The organism is Thioalkalivibrio sp. ALJ2 (assembly GCF_000378325.1).
Classification (GTDB): Bacteria; Pseudomonadota; Gammaproteobacteria; order Ectothiorhodospirales; family Ectothiorhodospiraceae; genus Thioalkalivibrio.
Window position 1 is genome coordinate 140,657 of sequence record NZ_KB899557.1, and the last position, 15,128, is coordinate 155,784.

Genomic DNA, 15,128 nt, shown 5'->3' on the forward strand with positions numbered 1-15,128 from the left:
CCTGATCGCGGGGCCAGAGTATTTCAGATGTCATTCGGGCCGCACAGGATGGTGCGGCCAACGCACACCCAGGGAGGGGATCATGTCCATCAAGAATCTGCTGACGCGGTTTGTACTGCTTTATTTCTCGCTGTCGATTGCGGCAATGGTGGTGATTGCGTATTTCGAGCTGGAGGAGCTCGGTACGCCACTTGGCATTGCGATACTCATGCTGGCGGTCATGTGGCCGTGCGAGGCCTTCGGGCGCAGGAACGGGCGCTATCTGTCGCGCTCCGAGAAGTGGCGGGTGATTGCGGTGATGGTGGCCGTGCTCTTGGGTACGCAACTTCCCGTTGCATTTCTGCTGGTATGGGCCGAAGGCAACGCACTGGACCCCGTGTTCCTCGGAATTTTGGGTGTTGTTGCGCTGTTGTACGCGGGATGCGTGGCGGGCGCGGTCAGCATCACCGGCCGCAATCTCCGCAAGCGCGGCCTGATTCCACAGGGGGCTTCCGACTAGTCGGCCAGGTGGCGCTTCAGCCACTGGAGCTCGTCTTCCGACCACTCCGTGGCTGTCACCGCCTGCCAGCTGTCGATGTAGTGCTCGGTGGCATAGACATGTCCGTAGCCGCGCGGTGCGGCATCGCCGATGGCCACGTCCACGGCCAGCTGCAGCATGGTGACCACCGGGTACCAGGTCAGGTCCGGCGAGACATCCGGGCCACGTGGCGACTGCATCCATTCGGGTTTGCGGTACAGCGCCTGTGGCTCGAAGAAGGTGATCGGGTCGCTTGCGTACTGCAGGTAGACGATGCGCATCGGGCCCCAGGAGGCGCCGGGGATGTCGAGGTGGTTTTGCTGATTGGTGAAGCGCACCACCGAGCTGTCGCGAAAACGCGGTAGCCAGGCCGGGGAATCCGGCTGGCGCTGGCGCGTGATGTCGCGCCAGGTCTCGCTGCGGAAGGGCGGCCCCGCCCACAGGGCACCGTTGAACGGGTCGCCGATCACGTCGTAGAGGTCCGCCGCGCGTTCGGAGTTCAGTGCGCCCAGGCTCAGGCCATAGAGGTACAGCTCCGGACGTGCATCCGCGGGGAGCTGTTTCCAGTAGCTGTAGATCTCCGCAAACACGGCCTGGGCCGTCTCGTGACCGTACTGGGACTCCGACATCAGCGACAGCCAGCTCGGCAGGTAGGAGTACTGCACGGCGACGGTTGCGATGTCGCCGTTATGCAGGTATTCCACCGGCGCGATCGCGCGGTTGTCCACCCAGCCGCGCCCGGTGGGAGTGGCCAGGATCAGGACCGAACGGTCGAAAGCGTCCACCCGCAATAGCTCCTGCAGGGCCAGGCGGGCCCGTTCCTCGATTTCCTCGGCCGCATTCAGTCCGACGTATACCCGAATCGGGTCAAAGGCCTCTTCACCGGTGAAGTCCGCGATGTCGGCCGCGACCGGGGCGTCGCCGATGAAGCGCTGGCCCTGGCGACCCAGGCCCTCTTCCCAGGAGACCAGCGATTCGGCACTGCCTGTGCGGGCGGGGTTGGTCGGTTGCTCGGCCCCGGGGTACTCGCGTACGTCGAACTGCTGGAAGCTGCGATCGGCGGTGCGCAGGCCGTATTCCAGGACGACGCCGTCGATCACGGCCCAGAATACTGCCGCGGCCGCCACCACGCCGATCACGTTCGACAGCCGGCGCGGGATGAAGCGCCGCAGGTGCTGCGCGAGAAACCGCACCAGCAACTGGAACAGTCGCCCGACAGCTAGGGTCGCGGCGAACACGGCCGCGGCGATCAGCCCCAGGCGGACCGGGAAGCCTCCGTCCACCGGCTCCTGATCCATCAACTCGCGGATGGTGTTCTGCCACTCGGTGGCCTGCCACAGAAACATCAGCACGATCAGTGCGGCCCCGCCTCCGGCGATCAGCACCAGTGTGTTGTGCACGCGCTCGCTGGGCTCGGGCAGCTCCAGGTAGGACCACAGCCAGTGGAAAAACACGCCCAGCCCGTAGCCCGCGGCCAGCGACAGCCCGGACAGGACGCCCTGCACGTCGTCGGTACGCGGGATCAGACTCGGGGTCAGCGAGGCGGCGAAAAACAGCGTGGCCAGGATCAGCCCCGGGATCGACAGCGACCCCAGGACACGTGTGGCCCAGCCGGGCCAGATGAAGCGCCGCAGGCGGGTTTGCAGACGGGCGACGACCGACATCGCGTATGCGGTTCCTTCGCGGGTGGAAAGCTTCATCCTGTCTGGCCCGCGAGACGGGTTCAAGTCTCCGTGACGAAGCCCCGTTTGCTCCGAGAACTACTGACCGTTCTGGCGCTGCGCGAAAGCATGTCGCTGGCGAAAGCGAAAGGCCGCTTCGACCATGCGCAGGGCCACGCCGAACAGGGCCACCTGCACCAACAGGCCCCCTGTCGCCGCCCCGGCCGCCAGGCCGGTGGCCAGCCCGAGCGCCATCAGCAGCATCAGGAGCGTGGCGGCGATGCGACTGCGCAGCCAACCGCCGATGACGGCCAGCAGTGCGACCAGTGTTCCCTCCATCATCGTCGGGGTGTGCTGCATCAGCAGGCCGAGTGCGACGACGACCGCACCGGCCAGCGCCAGCACCCAGCCGGCGACCCGGGCCAGGCGCTGTGCCTTTTCCACTCCGTCGACCGCCTGCAGCAGAAGCCAGAGGTCGGCGCCGGCCCCGGCCCAGTGGCGAGAACGTGAGTGCGTCATCGCGCCAGCATACAACGCGAAAGTGACGGTTCTGTGACAGGCGGTTTGCGCAATCAAACCGGCATCTCCTCAAGGGGCATTCCGGCTGGCGGGTCTCCGGACGGTCTCTGTCCGGAGACCCGTGCTCGCGGCCAGGCGTGGGCCACCCCGCCGCGGATTGCTGGTGTGCGGCTACGGCGCATTGCCTTGCGGGCGCGGGCCCAGGGTGTGGTCCAGCAGTGCCTCGAAGGCCGGTTCGGCGCGTTCCACTGCCCGCTCCAGGCTCGGGTGCGGCTGTAGTGTGGTCATGAATTTCGGGTGCAGTATGGACAGCTTGGTGACGTCGTCTTCCTCGTACAGCCCGATATGGCCGCAGGGCATCATCGCGCCGACGTGCATCCCGGCATCCAGGATGTCGGGCCCCAGGGGCAGATAGCAGACCTTCAGGGCCGTGATGTCGCCACCGGCCAGGCCAAACTCGGCCAGAAAGATCCAGTCCTCCTCGTTCTCGGCAAACTCGCGGACGGTCCGCGCCAGTTCCTCGCGGGATTGTTCGGTGTCGCGAATGATGAAGTGGTCGTCGGGTTCGGCGGCAATCGCCGGGGCGGTCAGGGCCAGGGTCGCGGCGACTGCGACCGACAGCGCAAGGCCTGTGAAGGGTGAATAGGTCTTCATGGTTCGTTCCTCCGGGATGTCAGACCCGCACGATCTCGGGCTTTAGCGACCAGGAGATCATCAGCAGTTCTTCCTTCTCGCGCTGGCCGACCCCATGTTCGTCCAGGGCCTCGACGATGTCGTCGACCACCGCGACGAATTCCTCTTCGCTGATGTTCATGCCGCGATGGGTGGTCAGCATGTCGCGTCCGCTGTAGGCCTGCGGGCCGCCGGTGCCGTTGCAGATAAATTCGGTCACCAGGCGAATCACGTCATCGCGATCCGTGTTGGCGTAGCGGTTGCGGATGGTGGCGTTCTGCGTGTGCTTGTCGAAGATGGTCGTGGCGAGTTCGCGGATGCGCGTCTCGCCGCCCAGGCGTTCGTAGAGACTTGTGTCGGTCATGATGAATCCTCCTCGCGGGGGTTATCGGGTGGCCACGTACCAGTTGTTCTGCGGGTCATGGGCCAGTTGATGGACCTGGATGTCGTGAAAGCCGGCGCGCGTCAGGTATTCGCGGGCCCGGGGCTCGCCCCACATCGCGCCCAGTCCCGGGCCGCCCTGGGCGAGTGATACCGGCATGCAGTGCATGCAGGACACGGTGTAGAGAAAGGGGCCCAGGGGATGATCGAGATCGTCGCGGATCGCGCCGGAACCGCGGATGTCCTGCATCAGGTAGATCCCTTCGGGCGCGAGTGCGCGGTGGATGCCCTCCAGGGTGGCCAGCGGGTCGGCCTGGTCGTGGATGGCGTCGAAGGTGGTAATCAGCTCGAACTGGCGTGCCGGCACGTGGCGATCGAGCGTCGCGGCGTCCGCCTCAATGAACACCGCGTTGTCCAGCCCGAGGGTCTGCGTCTCGGCACGGGCCTGCTCGATGGCCTCTGCCGACAGGTCGAGCCCCGTGAACTCGCTGCGCGGGTAGAGCGTCGCCAGCCGGTTGAGGATACGGCCCCTGCCGCAGCCGACATCCAGTACGCGGATGCCGCGTTCGAGGTGGTCGGTCAGGCCCGGCACCAGCGGCAGGATGTCGCTTTCCAGCGACGACAGGACGGACTGGCCGCTGTCCTCGGCCATCACCTCGTGGAAGCGGGCATAGTGTTCGTATCCGACGCCTTCGCCGGTATGGAAGGCGTTCACGATCTGGTCCTCCACGCCGCCCAGCAGGCCGATGTACTGGGCGAACACGGCCAGGTTGTCAGCCGCGGCGGCCCGGGTCAGGCAGGCGGCGTGTGCCGGGGGCAGGGCGAAGCGCGGGCCCTCCGGCTCCACGGTGACGAAGCCGCCGGTGGCCATCGCGCCCAGCCATTCGCGCACGTAGCGCGGGTTAAGACCCGCGGCCGTGGCGATCGCCTCCGCAGTCGCGGCGGGTCGGTCGCGCATTTGGTCGAACAGCCCGGTGCGGTGTCCGACCGAAAGCATCAGGCACACCGCGCCGTGGTTGAGGACCTCGATCAGGTGCTCGCCGAAGGCCTCGGCAGTCCGTGGCGTTGCGCTGGTTTGCGAGGCAGAAGACATGGGCCGGCCTCGGGGGTGGCGGATGGCTTTGTCTCGAGCCTAGGGGGCGGGGGCGCCCTGCGCTGTCAGAAACTTGCGCCGGGCGGCGCTTTCTTGCGGCAAATGTCCCGCCGGGGGCGTCCGCCGCTGGCCGGCCACCCCGAGGCGGGTGCGGGTCGAGCGAGGAAGGCTCGAAAAAACCGTGTGGCCCTATGCGGCGCTGCCCGCGTGGATGCGCCGGTAGGCCGCCGGGGCAACACCGAAGGCGCGGCGGAAGTGTCGCGCCAGCTGCTGCGACGAGTACCCGGTGGCGCTGGCGATCTCGGTAACGCTCAGGGGGGTGCGGACCAGCAGGTCGCGGGCCCGCTCCAGGCGCAGGCGCGTGAGGTACCGATGTGGTGGCAGGCCATGCGTCTCGCGAAAGGCGCGCGCGAAGTGCCAGGGTGACAGACCGGTCAGGGCGGCCAGGTCGCCCAGTGTGACGCGGTGATCCAGATGGCCGCGCATGTATTCGATGACCCGTGCCGACTGGTGCGGCGCGAGACCCGCTCGGCGCGACGCCAGTTCCTGGTGCTGATCCGCGAGGCGGGCGAGGCGCACGACCAGCACCGCGATCATGCTTTCCACGAACAGACGTGCGGCCGGGTCCTGCCGCCCCATCTCCTGCCACAGCGCCGCCAGGGCCTGACTCACCAGCGGGTCGGCCTGTGTGCGGGTATGAAGGGGGCCAAAGTCCAGCGGGTCATCGGGGGCGCGTTCCAGGCAGGCGCGGGCGAGTCCCGCGGGTATACCGACAAAACGCATCCTGGCAGGGTCGTGCATCTGGCAGTAAGTAGGAACGTTCGGTGGGATCACCACGAACTCCTTCGGGTCTGCCCAGCCGGAAAAAGCCCCGGCGCCGATGTCGCAACGAAAGCGAAAGGGTGCCCCGCAGGTGTCGCTGATCATCAGCTCGCGCACTGGCGGCGTGCTCATGCGCCCCGGCGGGTGGGCGTTCTCGATCATCGGGATCGGCGGGTTTCCCCGCGCGCGGACCTCCTGCAGGAACGGCGCGTCGTGCCCCCGCGCAAAGAAGTCGAGCATACTGGTCGATCGTTGTGGCATCGTCTGCACCCCGCAACCTGGCTTATAGGCCATGGCGAGCCGTCGATCCACTTGTCACGGGATGACCGTGACGGGGATGTCAGCGATAGACCCGGACTTCCTGCTCCCGGCCCTCCACGCCGCGGTTGGCGCAGAACTCCTGTTCATGGCCGTCGGCGTAGCGGATCTCCACGTTGAAACCGGCCCCGGGCGGGTGGTTCAGGGCCACACGGCGGCGTTCTCCGGGGCCGATCTCGCCCTCGCGCAGCGACGACTCGGACAGGTCGTGCCCGAAGTCGAAGTGAACCGCGCGGATGGGGACCTCGCTGTCATTGTGCAGGGTGACCATCAGGACCCCTTCGGGCGGCCCCGGCTCGACGCCCCAGTGCACTATCCCGGCGCCCGCTGCCAGCCCGAGCAGAAACAGCCAGGCGGCGGGCGTGCGCAGGGCATCCACCACGATCTCGTCCCAGCTGCGGCGTTGTCTTTCCTGGTCCACGGGCGCTCCGATTACCAAAAATAAGAAAAGACTAATATGCAGCGCGGGCGCAGGCAAAGGCGCGTATGAACGGTCAGGTCAGTGTTCGGCCTCGTTCAGATCCTCGGATGTGTCCCGCGACAGGTCCGCGGTCAGATAGTCCAGTGTCATGGGCAGGCCCAGGTCCACGCGCGGGAGGTGTTGCAGGGCGATGCGGATGGATCGCGGACGGGCCTCCAGCAGGTGACCGCCGCAGCGGCGGTCGGCGTCCACGAAATGCAGGTGGTAGCCGGGCACCGCAACTGACTGCATGAACTCGGGGGTCCAGAAGCCGGCCATCGAACCCTCAATGCCCTCGAATTCGTACTCTGGCTGCTCGCGGGCAACCTCCACCAGCGGCCGGTAGGCGTCCTGGCGCGGGACCGAGCGGGTGCGCACGTAATCGAACACGCCATCCAGCCGGATCGCGTAGACCATGTTGTGCGACGGGATCAGGCGGTTGAACAGGGCGAGCAGCCCGTCGTAGTCCATCGGGGTGTCGATGGTTTCCTCGCTCCACGGGCGAAAGCGCGTGACGCAGGCGAAGGGCGTGCGTGTCTCCGGGCTGACCGCGTAGGCGCGGCCGTCCGAGCGCAGCTGGAAGACCTCGCCATCCAGGACCACCATCTCGCCGTCGAGGTCGTTGAAGGTCCCCAGCCCGAAATCGCCGCGATCGAGGATGTCGGCGATCGTCGTGTCCTCGCGATAAAGCCCCTCGACCAGGGCGTTCACCGGGGCCGAGACATGCAGGCTGGCGGCGGTCGCCGGCGTCTCCAGCCAGCGCTCTATCAGGGCCTGCGGGTCCTGGCCTTCGCGGCGGGCACGGGCGCTCAAGCGTTCCATCAGGTCATCGGGTAAATCGTTACTGGACATCTCGGTGGCTTCCGGTCAGCGCAAACGGTTGCCGGCAAGGTTGCGCGGGCGCTGGGCTTCCCGCAACCCCGTGCCGGTTGCATGTGACCCCGGGGGCGCATTCCGGTATGTTCGCCGGGTTTGCAGACAGGCAGGAAACGCAGCCCAGTGGGAACCGACGAACGCAATCTGCAGGGACTGGTCGCGCAGCTGGCGGAGCGCCTGGCGGGCACTGGCCTGCACGGGCGCATTGGCCTGGAGAAGGAGACCCTGCGCGTCGGCCCGCAGGGCTCGCCGGCCCTGACCCCACACCCGGCGGCACTGGGTTCGGCGCTGACCCACCCGAATATCACGACCGACTACTCCGAGGCCCTGCTGGAGCTGGTCACCCCGCCGTTCGACGATGTGCGCGAGACGCTGGGTTTCCTGCACGACCTGCAGGCCTTCGCCGCCGCCAATGTCGGCGACGAGACCCTGTGGTCCACTTCCATGCCCTGCGTGACCGCCGACGACAACGCGATCCCGGTCGCGCAGTACGGCACGTCCAACGCCGGACGCATGAAGACCGTTTATCGCATCGGGCTGGGGCACCGCTACGGGCGCAAAATGCAGGTGATCGCCGGGGTGCACTTCAACTATTCCCCGCGCCCCGAGTTCTGGCCGGCGCTCGCGCAGGTGCTGGGCGAACAGGACGACCGCGCGTTCCGCGACGAGCGCATGATGGGCATGATCCGCAACCTGCTGCGCTTCGGCTGGCTGGTGCCGTATCTGTTCGGGGCCTCGCCGGCGGTGTGCAATTCCTTCCTCGAGGGCCACGGCGCGGTGCTCGAGGACTTCGACGACGACACCTCCTACCTCCCGCATGCGACCAGCCTGCGCATGGGCGACATCGGGTACACCAACCGCAAGGAGGCGGACACCGGCATCAAGGCGGACTACAACTCCCTTGGCGGTTACGTCGACTCGCTGCGCTGCGCGATCAACACGCCCAGTCCCGAGTGGGAGCGCATCGGCGTGAAGGTCGATGGCGAGTATCGCCAGCTGAACGCCAACATCCTGCAGATCGAGAACGAGTATTACTCCACGGTGCGCCCGAAGCAGCCGCTGGAGCGCTTCGAGAAGCCCACCGATGCGCTGGAGGCGCGCGGGATCGAGTACGTCGAACTGCGCTCGGTGGACATCAACGCCCAGCACCCGCTGGGGGTGGACGAGACCCAGCTGCGCTTTCTGGAGGTGTTCGCCCTGGCCTGCCTGCTGCAGCCGAGCCCACAGCTGGAGGCGGGTGAGCTGGACGCGATCGATGCCAACCTGCTCGATGTGGCGCACTATGGCCGCCGCCCGGGGCTTGCACTGCGTCGCCCCGGCGGCGAGGTCGCGCTGCAGGACTGGGCGCGCGAACTGCTGGCCCTGATGCGCCCGGTCGCCGCAATCCTTGACCAGGAACTGCCGGGCGACCCGTACCGCCGTGCGCTAAGCGAGCAGTGGGGCAAGGTCGAGCAGGCCGATCTGACTCCCTCGGCGCGCATGCTGGAGGACATGATGGCGCGCGAGGAGGGCTTCTACCGCTACGCCAGCCGTCTGTCCGCGCAGCACCGCGAGGCGTTTCGCTTCAACGGTCCGCTGCCGCGCGCCGAGACGCTGGAGGCCCTGGCGCGCCAGAGCCTGGCGGAGCAGGCCGCGATCGAGGCGGCCGATACCCTGGACTTCGATACCTTCCTTGCCCGCTACTTCGACGGCACGCTGCGCGCCTCCTGAACCTCAGTGTTTGGTTGTTGATTCGATATTCTCGAATCTTCAAGCGGAAACAACGCGATTTATCTTCGAATTTATCGACATGATAATCGAAGCCATCATCCGTAACCGTGGCGACTGGACCGCTACAGAGGGAACCCCATGAGTCTTCTGATCAACGGCGAACTGCGCGAGGGCTGGCTGGAAGAGGAGTCCGACGAGAACGGAGAGTTCGTGCGCCAGGACCAGCAATACCGCAACTACGTGACCGCCGACGGCTCCGCGGGCCCGCTGGGCGAGGGCGGCTACCCGGCCGAGTCCGGGCGCTACCACCTGTACGTCTCCTATGCCTGCCCCTGGGCGCATCGCGCGCTGATCCTGCGCAAGCTCAAGGGTCTGGAGTCGCACATCGGGCTGTCGGTGGTGCATCACTACATGGGCGACGCCGGCTGGTCCTTCGATGACTGCGACGGCTGCACCGGCGACCGCGTGCACGGCTCCCGCTACATGCACGAGCTCTACACCCGCATCGATCCGAAGTACACGGGCATCGTGACCGTGCCGGTGCTGTTCGACACCCAGACCGACCGGATCGTGAACAACGAGTCGGAAGACCTGGTGCGCATGTTCAACAGCGCCTTCGACGGCATCACCGGCAATACGCTGGATTTCTACCCGGAGGACCTGCGCGAGGAGATCCACGCGGTCAACGATCGCGTCTATGAAAATGTGAACAACGGCGTCTACCGCTCGGGTTTCGCAACCTCCCAGAAGGCCTACGATGCCGCCTGGGACCGCCTGTTCGAGACCCTGGACTGGTTGGAAGAGCGTCTGGCACGCCAGCCGTTCCTGGTGGGCGACCGGATCACCGAGGCCGACTGGCGACTGTTTACCACCCTGGTGCGCTTTGATCCGGTCTACTACAGCCACTTCAAGTGCAACCGCCAGCGCATCATCGACTTCCCGGCGCTGTCGGCCTACCTGCGCATGCTCTACCAGCGCCCCGGCGTGGCCGAGACCGTGCGCATGGATCACATCAAGGCGCACTACTACGGCAGCCACCCGATGCTGAACCCCAGCCGCATCGTGCCGAAGGGCCCGGTGTTCGATTACAGTGCGCCGCACGGTCGGCCGCTGGGGGATCTCCCGGCCGAACTCCGGAACGCCGCGGAAGTGTGACGGTCGTTACACTATTGGCGAGGATTACGCGGGCCCGGGCTTGCTCGGGCCCGCTTTTTAGCGAGGGGTTGGCTGGGTGAAGGCGATTGGCTGGTTGCTGGGGTTGGTAGCTGTGCTCGCGCTGGGCGTGGCTGCCTGGTACGGGCTCGAGGGCGAATTCCAGTCGAACAGTGGCGACGCGCAGGCCGCCGACGAGGCCCCCGAGGAGGCGGATCGCCGCACGCCGGTGCGGACCTCAACCGTGCAGCCGCGCACCTTCGAAACCATTGTCGAGTCCCTGGGTACCGTTCGCGCCAACGAATCGGTGCTGGTCACCGCGAACGTGACCGAGCGCGTGGTCGAGGTCCTGTTCGACGATGGTGACGAGGTCGAGGCAGGGCAGATCCTGGTCCGCCTGGATGCAGACGAGGCCGAGGCGGCCCTGCGCGAGGCGCGTGTTCAGGTCGAAGAGGCCGAGCGCGAACTGGAACGTGTGCGCGATCGCGTGGCCGATGGCGTGGTGACACAGCAGCAGGTGGACCAGCAGCGCTCGCGCCTGAGCGAGGCCGAGGCCCGGCTGGCGGCCGCCGAGGCGCGCGTGGCCAACCGCACGATCCGCGCCCCATTTTCCGGCCGGCTGGGCCTGCGCCAGGTGAGTCCCGGTTCGCTGGTGAGCCCCGGTACCCCGATCGCGGAGCTGGATGATATCGAGCGGGTGAGGGTCGATTTCGCGGTCCCCGAGCGGCACGCGGCCGCGATCCCGCTGGGTAGCACGGTCTATGGTCGCAGCGCGATCGGGGTGTTCGAGGGACAGGTCTCGGCGGTGAGCAACCGCCTCGATGTGTCGACCCGGACGCTGACGGTGCGCGCGACGGTGGACAACCCCGACTTCATCCTGCGCCCGGGGATGCTGGTCAATATTCGCCTGGCGCTGGATCCGGTCGAACGGGTCGCCATCCCCGAGGGCGCGGTTCAACAGGTGGCCGATCAGCACTTCACCTTCCGCCATCTGGAGGACGGTACGGTAGAGCGCGTACGGATCCGCATTGGGCGTCGCATGCCGGGCTTTGCCGAGATCCTGTCCGGGCTGGAAACCGGGGATGTGGTCGTCTCCGAGGGCGTGTCCCGAGTGCGGGACGGGCAGTCCGTGCGCGTGCTGCCGCCGCGCGTGCCCGAGTTCCTGGAAACCGGCGAGGCCGGTGACGCGCAATGATTATCTCGGATGTCGCCAATCGCCGTCCGGTCCTGGCGATTGTCTTCAACCTGCTGCTGATTACCTTCGGCCTGATCGCCTACGACAACCTGCCGCTACGTGAATACCCCGACGTGGACCCGCCCGTGGTCACGATCGACACCGTCTACCCAGGCGCCAGCGGCGACATCATCGAGCGCGAGGTGACCCAGCGGCTGGAAGACCGGGTCGCGGGGATCGAGGGCATCCGCTATGTGGAGTCCACCAGCGAGGACGGCCAGTCCCGCATTACCATCGAATTCAACCTGAATCGCGACCTGGACGCGGCGGCCAACGACGTGCGCGAGGCCGTCAGCCGCGCGATGCGCGACCTGCCCGAGGATATTGACCCGCCGGAGGTCACCAAGGCGGATGCCGACGCCAACCCGATCCTCTGGCTGAACCTGTCCAGTACCACGATGGATCAGCTGGAGCTGGCGGACTACGCGGAGCGTCACCTGATCGACCGCATCTCGGTGGTGGATGGTGTCGCGCTGGTGCGCCGCGGCGGTGCGCGCAGCTATGCGATGCGGATCTGGGTGGACCGCGAGGCCCTGGCTGCGCGCGAGCTGACCGTAACGGACATCGCCGATGCCCTGGAACAGGAGAACGTCGAGCTCCCGGCCGGGCGTCTGGAGTCGGTCGAGCGCGAGTTCACGGTGCGGGTCGATCGCCAGTACCGCACCCCGGAAGACTTCTCCAACCTCGTGCTCAAGCGTGGCGAGGAAGGGCAGCTGGTGCGGCTGAGCGACGTCGCCGAGGTGAACATCGGCGCCGACACCGAACGCAGCGAGTTCCGCGGCAACCGCGAGGACATGATCGGCCTGGGCATCATCCGTCAGTCGAATGCAAACGTGCTGGATGTCGCCAACGGGGTGAAGGCCCTGGCCGCCGATCTGCAGGACAGCCTGCCGGAGGGTACCTCGCTGGTGACCACCTACGACGAGTCGGTGTTCATCGAGGGGGCGATCCGCGAGGTCTACATCACGCTGGCCGTGGCGACGGCGGCGGTCGTATTCGTGATCTGGCTGTTCCTGGGGAGCTGGCGGGCGACCATCATCCCGGCGGTGACGGTGCCCGTGGCGATCACGGCGGCCTTTATCGGCATCAACCTGTTCGGGTTCTCGGTCAACCTGTTGACCCTGCTGGCGCTGGTGCTCGCCGTGGGGTTGGTGGTGGATGACTCCATCGTGATGCTGGAGAACATCCACCGGCGCATCGAGCGTGGCGAGCCCGGTCTGCTGGCGGCCTATCGTGGCGCCGGGCAGGTGGGCTTCGCGATCGTCGCGACCACCTCGGTGCTGATTGCGGTGTTTGTGCCGCTGGCCTTCCTCGAGGGCACGGTCGGGCGTCTGTTCACCGAGTTTGCGATCGCGATGGCGATCGCCGTGTTCTTCTCCAGCCTGGTCGCGCTCACCCTCGCGCCCGTGCTGTCCGGGCGGCTGATGCACAAGGGCGACGATGACACCGGCGCGGCGCGCTTTATCAGTCGCGGCTTTTCCTACCTGGAACGCGGTTACGGGCGTGCGCTGCAGACCGGCCTTAAGGGAGCCTGGCTGATCGTGCCGATCCTGGCGCTCGTGCTCGCGGCCGCCTGGTATCTGTTCGACACCCTGCCCGAGGAGTTTGCACCGCAGGAGGATCGCGGTGCCTTCTTCGTGATGGTCGACGGCCCGGAGGGGGCCAATTTCGACTACATGAGCCGTCAGATGGCCGAGATCGAGACGCGCATCCAGCCCCTGATCGAGGACGGTCCCATTCGCCGGGCCCTGGTGCGTACGCCGCGCGGTTTTGGTGGCTCGGAGCTGATGAACAATGGCTTTGTGATCGCCATCCTCGAGCACTGGGACGACCGAGACATGTCGGGACAGGAGGTGATCGACGAGGTGCGGGGCATTGTAGACGAGATGCCCGGGGTCGAGGCGCGCGTGGTCATGCGCCAGGGTCTCTCGCGCGGACGCATCGGTCCACCCGTGCAGTTTGTGATCTCCGGCCCGGACTACGACACCCTCGAGGAGTGGGGCGAGATTATGCGCGAGGCGGCCGAGGGCATCGACGGCCTCACCCGCGTGGATCTCGACTACGAGCCCACGCAGCCACAGATCAACGTGCGCCTGGACCGCGACCGGGCCGGTGACCTTGGCGTCTCCATGCGCGACGTCGGGCGCACGCTGGACATCGTGCTCGGGGGGCGCGATGTGACCACCTTTGTCGATCGCGGCGAGGAGTATGACGTGATCATTGAGGGCCTGACCGACCAGCGCCGCACCCCCGGGGATATCGACAACCTCTACGTGCGTTCGGCGGCCGGCTCCATGGTGCCGCTGTCGAGCCTGGTCACCTACGAGGAATTTGCCGGTCCCTCGTCTCTGGAACGCTATAACCGAGCCCGCGCTGTTACCCTGACCGCCGGCCTGCAGGACGGGATCACGCTCGGCCAGGCGCTGGATGCCCTGGATGCGAAGGCGGCCGAGCTGCTCCCGGCCGAGGCAGGAATCGACTACAAGGGCGAGTCGCTGGACCTGCGCACGGGCTCCGAGGCGATCCTGTTCGTCTTTGCGCTGGCACTGCTGGTCGTGTTCCTGGTGCTGGCTGCCCAGTTCGAGAGCTTTGTGCACCCGTTCGTGATCATGCTGACCGTGCCACTCGCGGTGGTCGGGGCATTACTGGGGTTACACCTGACTGGCCAGACCCTGAACATCTACAGTCAGATCGGGATGGTCATGCTGATCGGGCTGGCGGCCAAGAACGGCATCCTGATTGTCGAGTTCGCCAACCAGTTGCGCGACCGCGGGCGCGACTTCGACACTGCCGTAGTCGAGGCGGCGCGCATGCGTTTGCGGCCGGTGCTGATGACCGCGCTGACCACCGTGGCCGGGTCGATTCCGCTGATCCTGGCCTCCGGGCCGGGCGAGGAGACGCGCTTCGTGATCGGGGTGGCGGTGTTCTCGGGTGTGCTGTTTGCCACGCTGTTCACGCTGTTCGTGATTCCGGCGGCCTACAGCCTGGTCGCGCGCGGCACCACCTCGCCGCTGGCGACCACCCGCCGCCTGCACGACCTCGACGCCGAAGTCACCGACGTCGACGGCGAACGCCGCGGCGGCCGCGCCTCATCCGCCCCCCGCGCCGAACCCTGATTTCCCGTTGCCGGGCCGCCTGCCCTGCTGGGGCGGGGCCTGGTTCGTCGTCTGGAGTTTACGGTGGCTTCGTCCGGCCGCCTGCCGAGCGCTCACTCGCGAGCGCGCCGCGCCCGTTTTTGATCAACAACGGGCTTTCTTGCTTGCCCAAGAAAGTACCCAAAGAAGGGCACCCGGATTCCGCCCGGGGACCTTGCTCCAGGGCCCTCGGGCCGGCGGCGCTGAAACTCGCTGCGCCTTCGGCTTCGCTCAGACAGTCAGCGCCCCCGTTTCTATTTTGAATCGTCCGTCCCGAGGACCCTTCCGCAAGGGGCTTCATACGGGGGGAGAAGGTCAAAACAAGAGCCATTCCCCAACGTTTCGCCCAACTCCGACGCCGTAGGGGGCGGTTGAGCGCAGCGAAACGCACCATCCCAGCGTCCGGGCAACCCTGATGCGATTCGCTACGCTCATCGGCATCCTACCCTTGGCGCCCGCTTGCGGGCGCGGCACGCTATGGCCGTAGGCCGAGCGTGCCGAAGATGTCCGAAGACCCAGCCTCAATCCAGAAGCACGAACATGGGGATCGCCGCTGTTTAGACCTTCACCCCCCGTTGT

13 protein-coding genes are annotated in these 15,128 nt (G+C 66.8%); 5 read left to right on the top strand and 8 right to left on the bottom strand.

Going from position 1 to position 15,128, the window contains the following annotated elements; translation table 11 throughout:
• Window positions 1–82: 82 nt before the first annotated feature.
• The gene (locus F468_RS0109765; RefSeq protein WP_018137916.1) at window positions 83–499 is read left to right on the top strand and encodes an ABZJ_00895 family protein; all 417 of its coding nucleotides are present in this window, start codon (window positions 83–85) and stop codon (window positions 497–499) included.
• On the opposite strand, the gene F468_RS0109770 is transcribed toward F468_RS0109765, so the two are convergent.
• The 8 genes from F468_RS0109770 to budA all read right to left on the bottom strand — a co-directional run bounded on the left by F468_RS0109770 (window position 496) and on the right by budA (window position 7,295).
• Window positions 496–2,181: an alpha/beta-hydrolase family protein gene (locus tag F468_RS0109770; RefSeq protein ID WP_018995049.1), complete on the bottom strand. Its 1,686-nt coding sequence runs from the start codon at window positions 2,179–2,181 to the stop codon at window positions 496–498. The genes F468_RS0109765 and F468_RS0109770 overlap by 4 nt on opposite strands.
• 96 nt (window positions 2,182–2,277) lie before the next feature.
• On the bottom strand, window positions 2,278–2,697 hold the full coding sequence (locus tag F468_RS0109775; RefSeq protein WP_018995050.1) for a hypothetical protein: 420 nt from the start codon (window positions 2,695–2,697) through the stop codon (window positions 2,278–2,280).
• 171 nt (window positions 2,698–2,868) lie between these two features.
• Window positions 2,869–3,351: a DUF302 domain-containing protein gene (locus tag F468_RS0109780; protein WP_018995051.1), complete on the bottom strand. Its 483-nt coding sequence runs from the start codon at window positions 3,349–3,351 to the stop codon at window positions 2,869–2,871.
• A 19-nt stretch (window positions 3,352–3,370) separates the two neighbouring features.
• Window positions 3,371–3,733 (bottom strand): group 1 truncated hemoglobin, encoded by a 363-nt coding sequence (locus F468_RS0109785; protein ID WP_018138891.1) that lies wholly within the window; start codon window positions 3,731–3,733, stop codon window positions 3,371–3,373.
• Between the two features lie 21 nt (window positions 3,734–3,754).
• Window positions 3,755–4,843 (bottom strand): class I SAM-dependent methyltransferase, encoded by a 1,089-nt coding sequence (locus F468_RS0109790; protein WP_018995052.1) that lies wholly within the window; start codon window positions 4,841–4,843, stop codon window positions 3,755–3,757.
• Window positions 4,844–5,032: 189 nt separating this feature from the next.
• Entirely contained in the window at window positions 5,033–5,905 is an 873-nt protein-coding gene (locus F468_RS0109795; RefSeq protein WP_018995053.1) for a helix-turn-helix domain-containing protein, read from the bottom strand.
• Window positions 5,906–6,005: 100 nt separating this feature from the next.
• On the bottom strand, window positions 6,006–6,404 hold the full coding sequence (locus tag F468_RS0109800) for a hypothetical protein (protein WP_018138894.1): 399 nt from the start codon (window positions 6,402–6,404) through the stop codon (window positions 6,006–6,008).
• A gap of 78 nt (window positions 6,405–6,482) precedes the next feature.
• The gene (gene budA, locus F468_RS0109805) at window positions 6,483–7,295 is read right to left on the bottom strand and encodes an acetolactate decarboxylase (RefSeq protein ID WP_018138895.1); all 813 of its coding nucleotides are present in this window, start codon (window positions 7,293–7,295) and stop codon (window positions 6,483–6,485) included.
• 147 nt (window positions 7,296–7,442) lie between these two features.
• Here budA and gshA point away from each other — a divergent pair, with 147 nt between their 5' ends.
• The 4 genes from gshA (at window position 7,443) to F468_RS0109825 (ending at window position 14,531) form a co-directional block, all read left to right on the top strand.
• A complete protein-coding gene (gshA, locus tag F468_RS0109810) occupies window positions 7,443–9,029 on the top strand; it encodes a glutamate--cysteine ligase (protein WP_018995054.1) in 1,587 nt (528 codons plus the stop codon).
• Between the two features lie 138 nt (window positions 9,030–9,167).
• Window positions 9,168–10,184, top strand: coding sequence for a glutathione S-transferase family protein (locus tag F468_RS0109815; RefSeq protein ID WP_018995055.1), 1,017 nt, complete (start codon window positions 9,168–9,170; stop codon window positions 10,182–10,184).
• 76 nt (window positions 10,185–10,260) lie between these two features.
• Window positions 10,261–11,376, top strand: a complete 1,116-nt coding sequence (locus F468_RS0109820) for an efflux RND transporter periplasmic adaptor subunit (RefSeq protein ID WP_018649105.1) — start codon at window positions 10,261–10,263, stop codon at window positions 11,374–11,376.
• On the top strand, window positions 11,373–14,531 hold the full coding sequence (locus tag F468_RS0109825) for an efflux RND transporter permease subunit (protein ID WP_018995056.1): 3,159 nt from the start codon (window positions 11,373–11,375) through the stop codon (window positions 14,529–14,531). The genes F468_RS0109820 and F468_RS0109825 overlap by 4 nt, the downstream gene beginning before the upstream one ends.
• Window positions 14,532–15,128: the final 597 nt, after the last annotated feature.

Bases quoted from the DNA above. Each gene is read 5' to 3' on its own strand.
- budA (WP_018138895.1), bottom strand. From the start codon at position 7,295: ATGTCCAGTAACGATTTACCCGATGACCTGATGGAACGCTTGAGCGCC.
- F468_RS0109795 (WP_018995053.1), bottom strand. From the start codon at position 5,905: ATGCTCGACTTCTTTGCGCGGGGGCACGACGCGCCGTTCCTGCAGGAG.
- F468_RS0109775 (WP_018995050.1), bottom strand. From the start codon at position 2,697: ATGACGCACTCACGTTCTCGCCACTGGGCCGGGGCCGGCGCCGACCTC.
- F468_RS0109785 (WP_018138891.1), bottom strand. From the start codon at position 3,733: ATGACCGACACAAGTCTCTACGAACGCCTGGGCGGCGAGACGCGCATC.
- F468_RS0109780 (WP_018995051.1), bottom strand. From the start codon at position 3,351: ATGAAGACCTATTCACCCTTCACAGGCCTTGCGCTGTCGGTCGCAGTC.
- F468_RS0109815 (WP_018995055.1), top strand. From the start codon at position 9,168: ATGAGTCTTCTGATCAACGGCGAACTGCGCGAGGGCTGGCTGGAAGAG.
- F468_RS0109825 (WP_018995056.1), top strand. From the start codon at position 11,373: ATGATTATCTCGGATGTCGCCAATCGCCGTCCGGTCCTGGCGATTGTC.
- F468_RS0109770 (WP_018995049.1), bottom strand. From the start codon at position 2,181: ATGTCGGTCGTCGCCCGTCTGCAAACCCGCCTGCGGCGCTTCATCTGG.
- F468_RS0109790 (WP_018995052.1), bottom strand. From the start codon at position 4,843: ATGTCTTCTGCCTCGCAAACCAGCGCAACGCCACGGACTGCCGAGGCC.
- F468_RS0109765 (WP_018137916.1), top strand. From the start codon at position 83: ATGTCCATCAAGAATCTGCTGACGCGGTTTGTACTGCTTTATTTCTCG.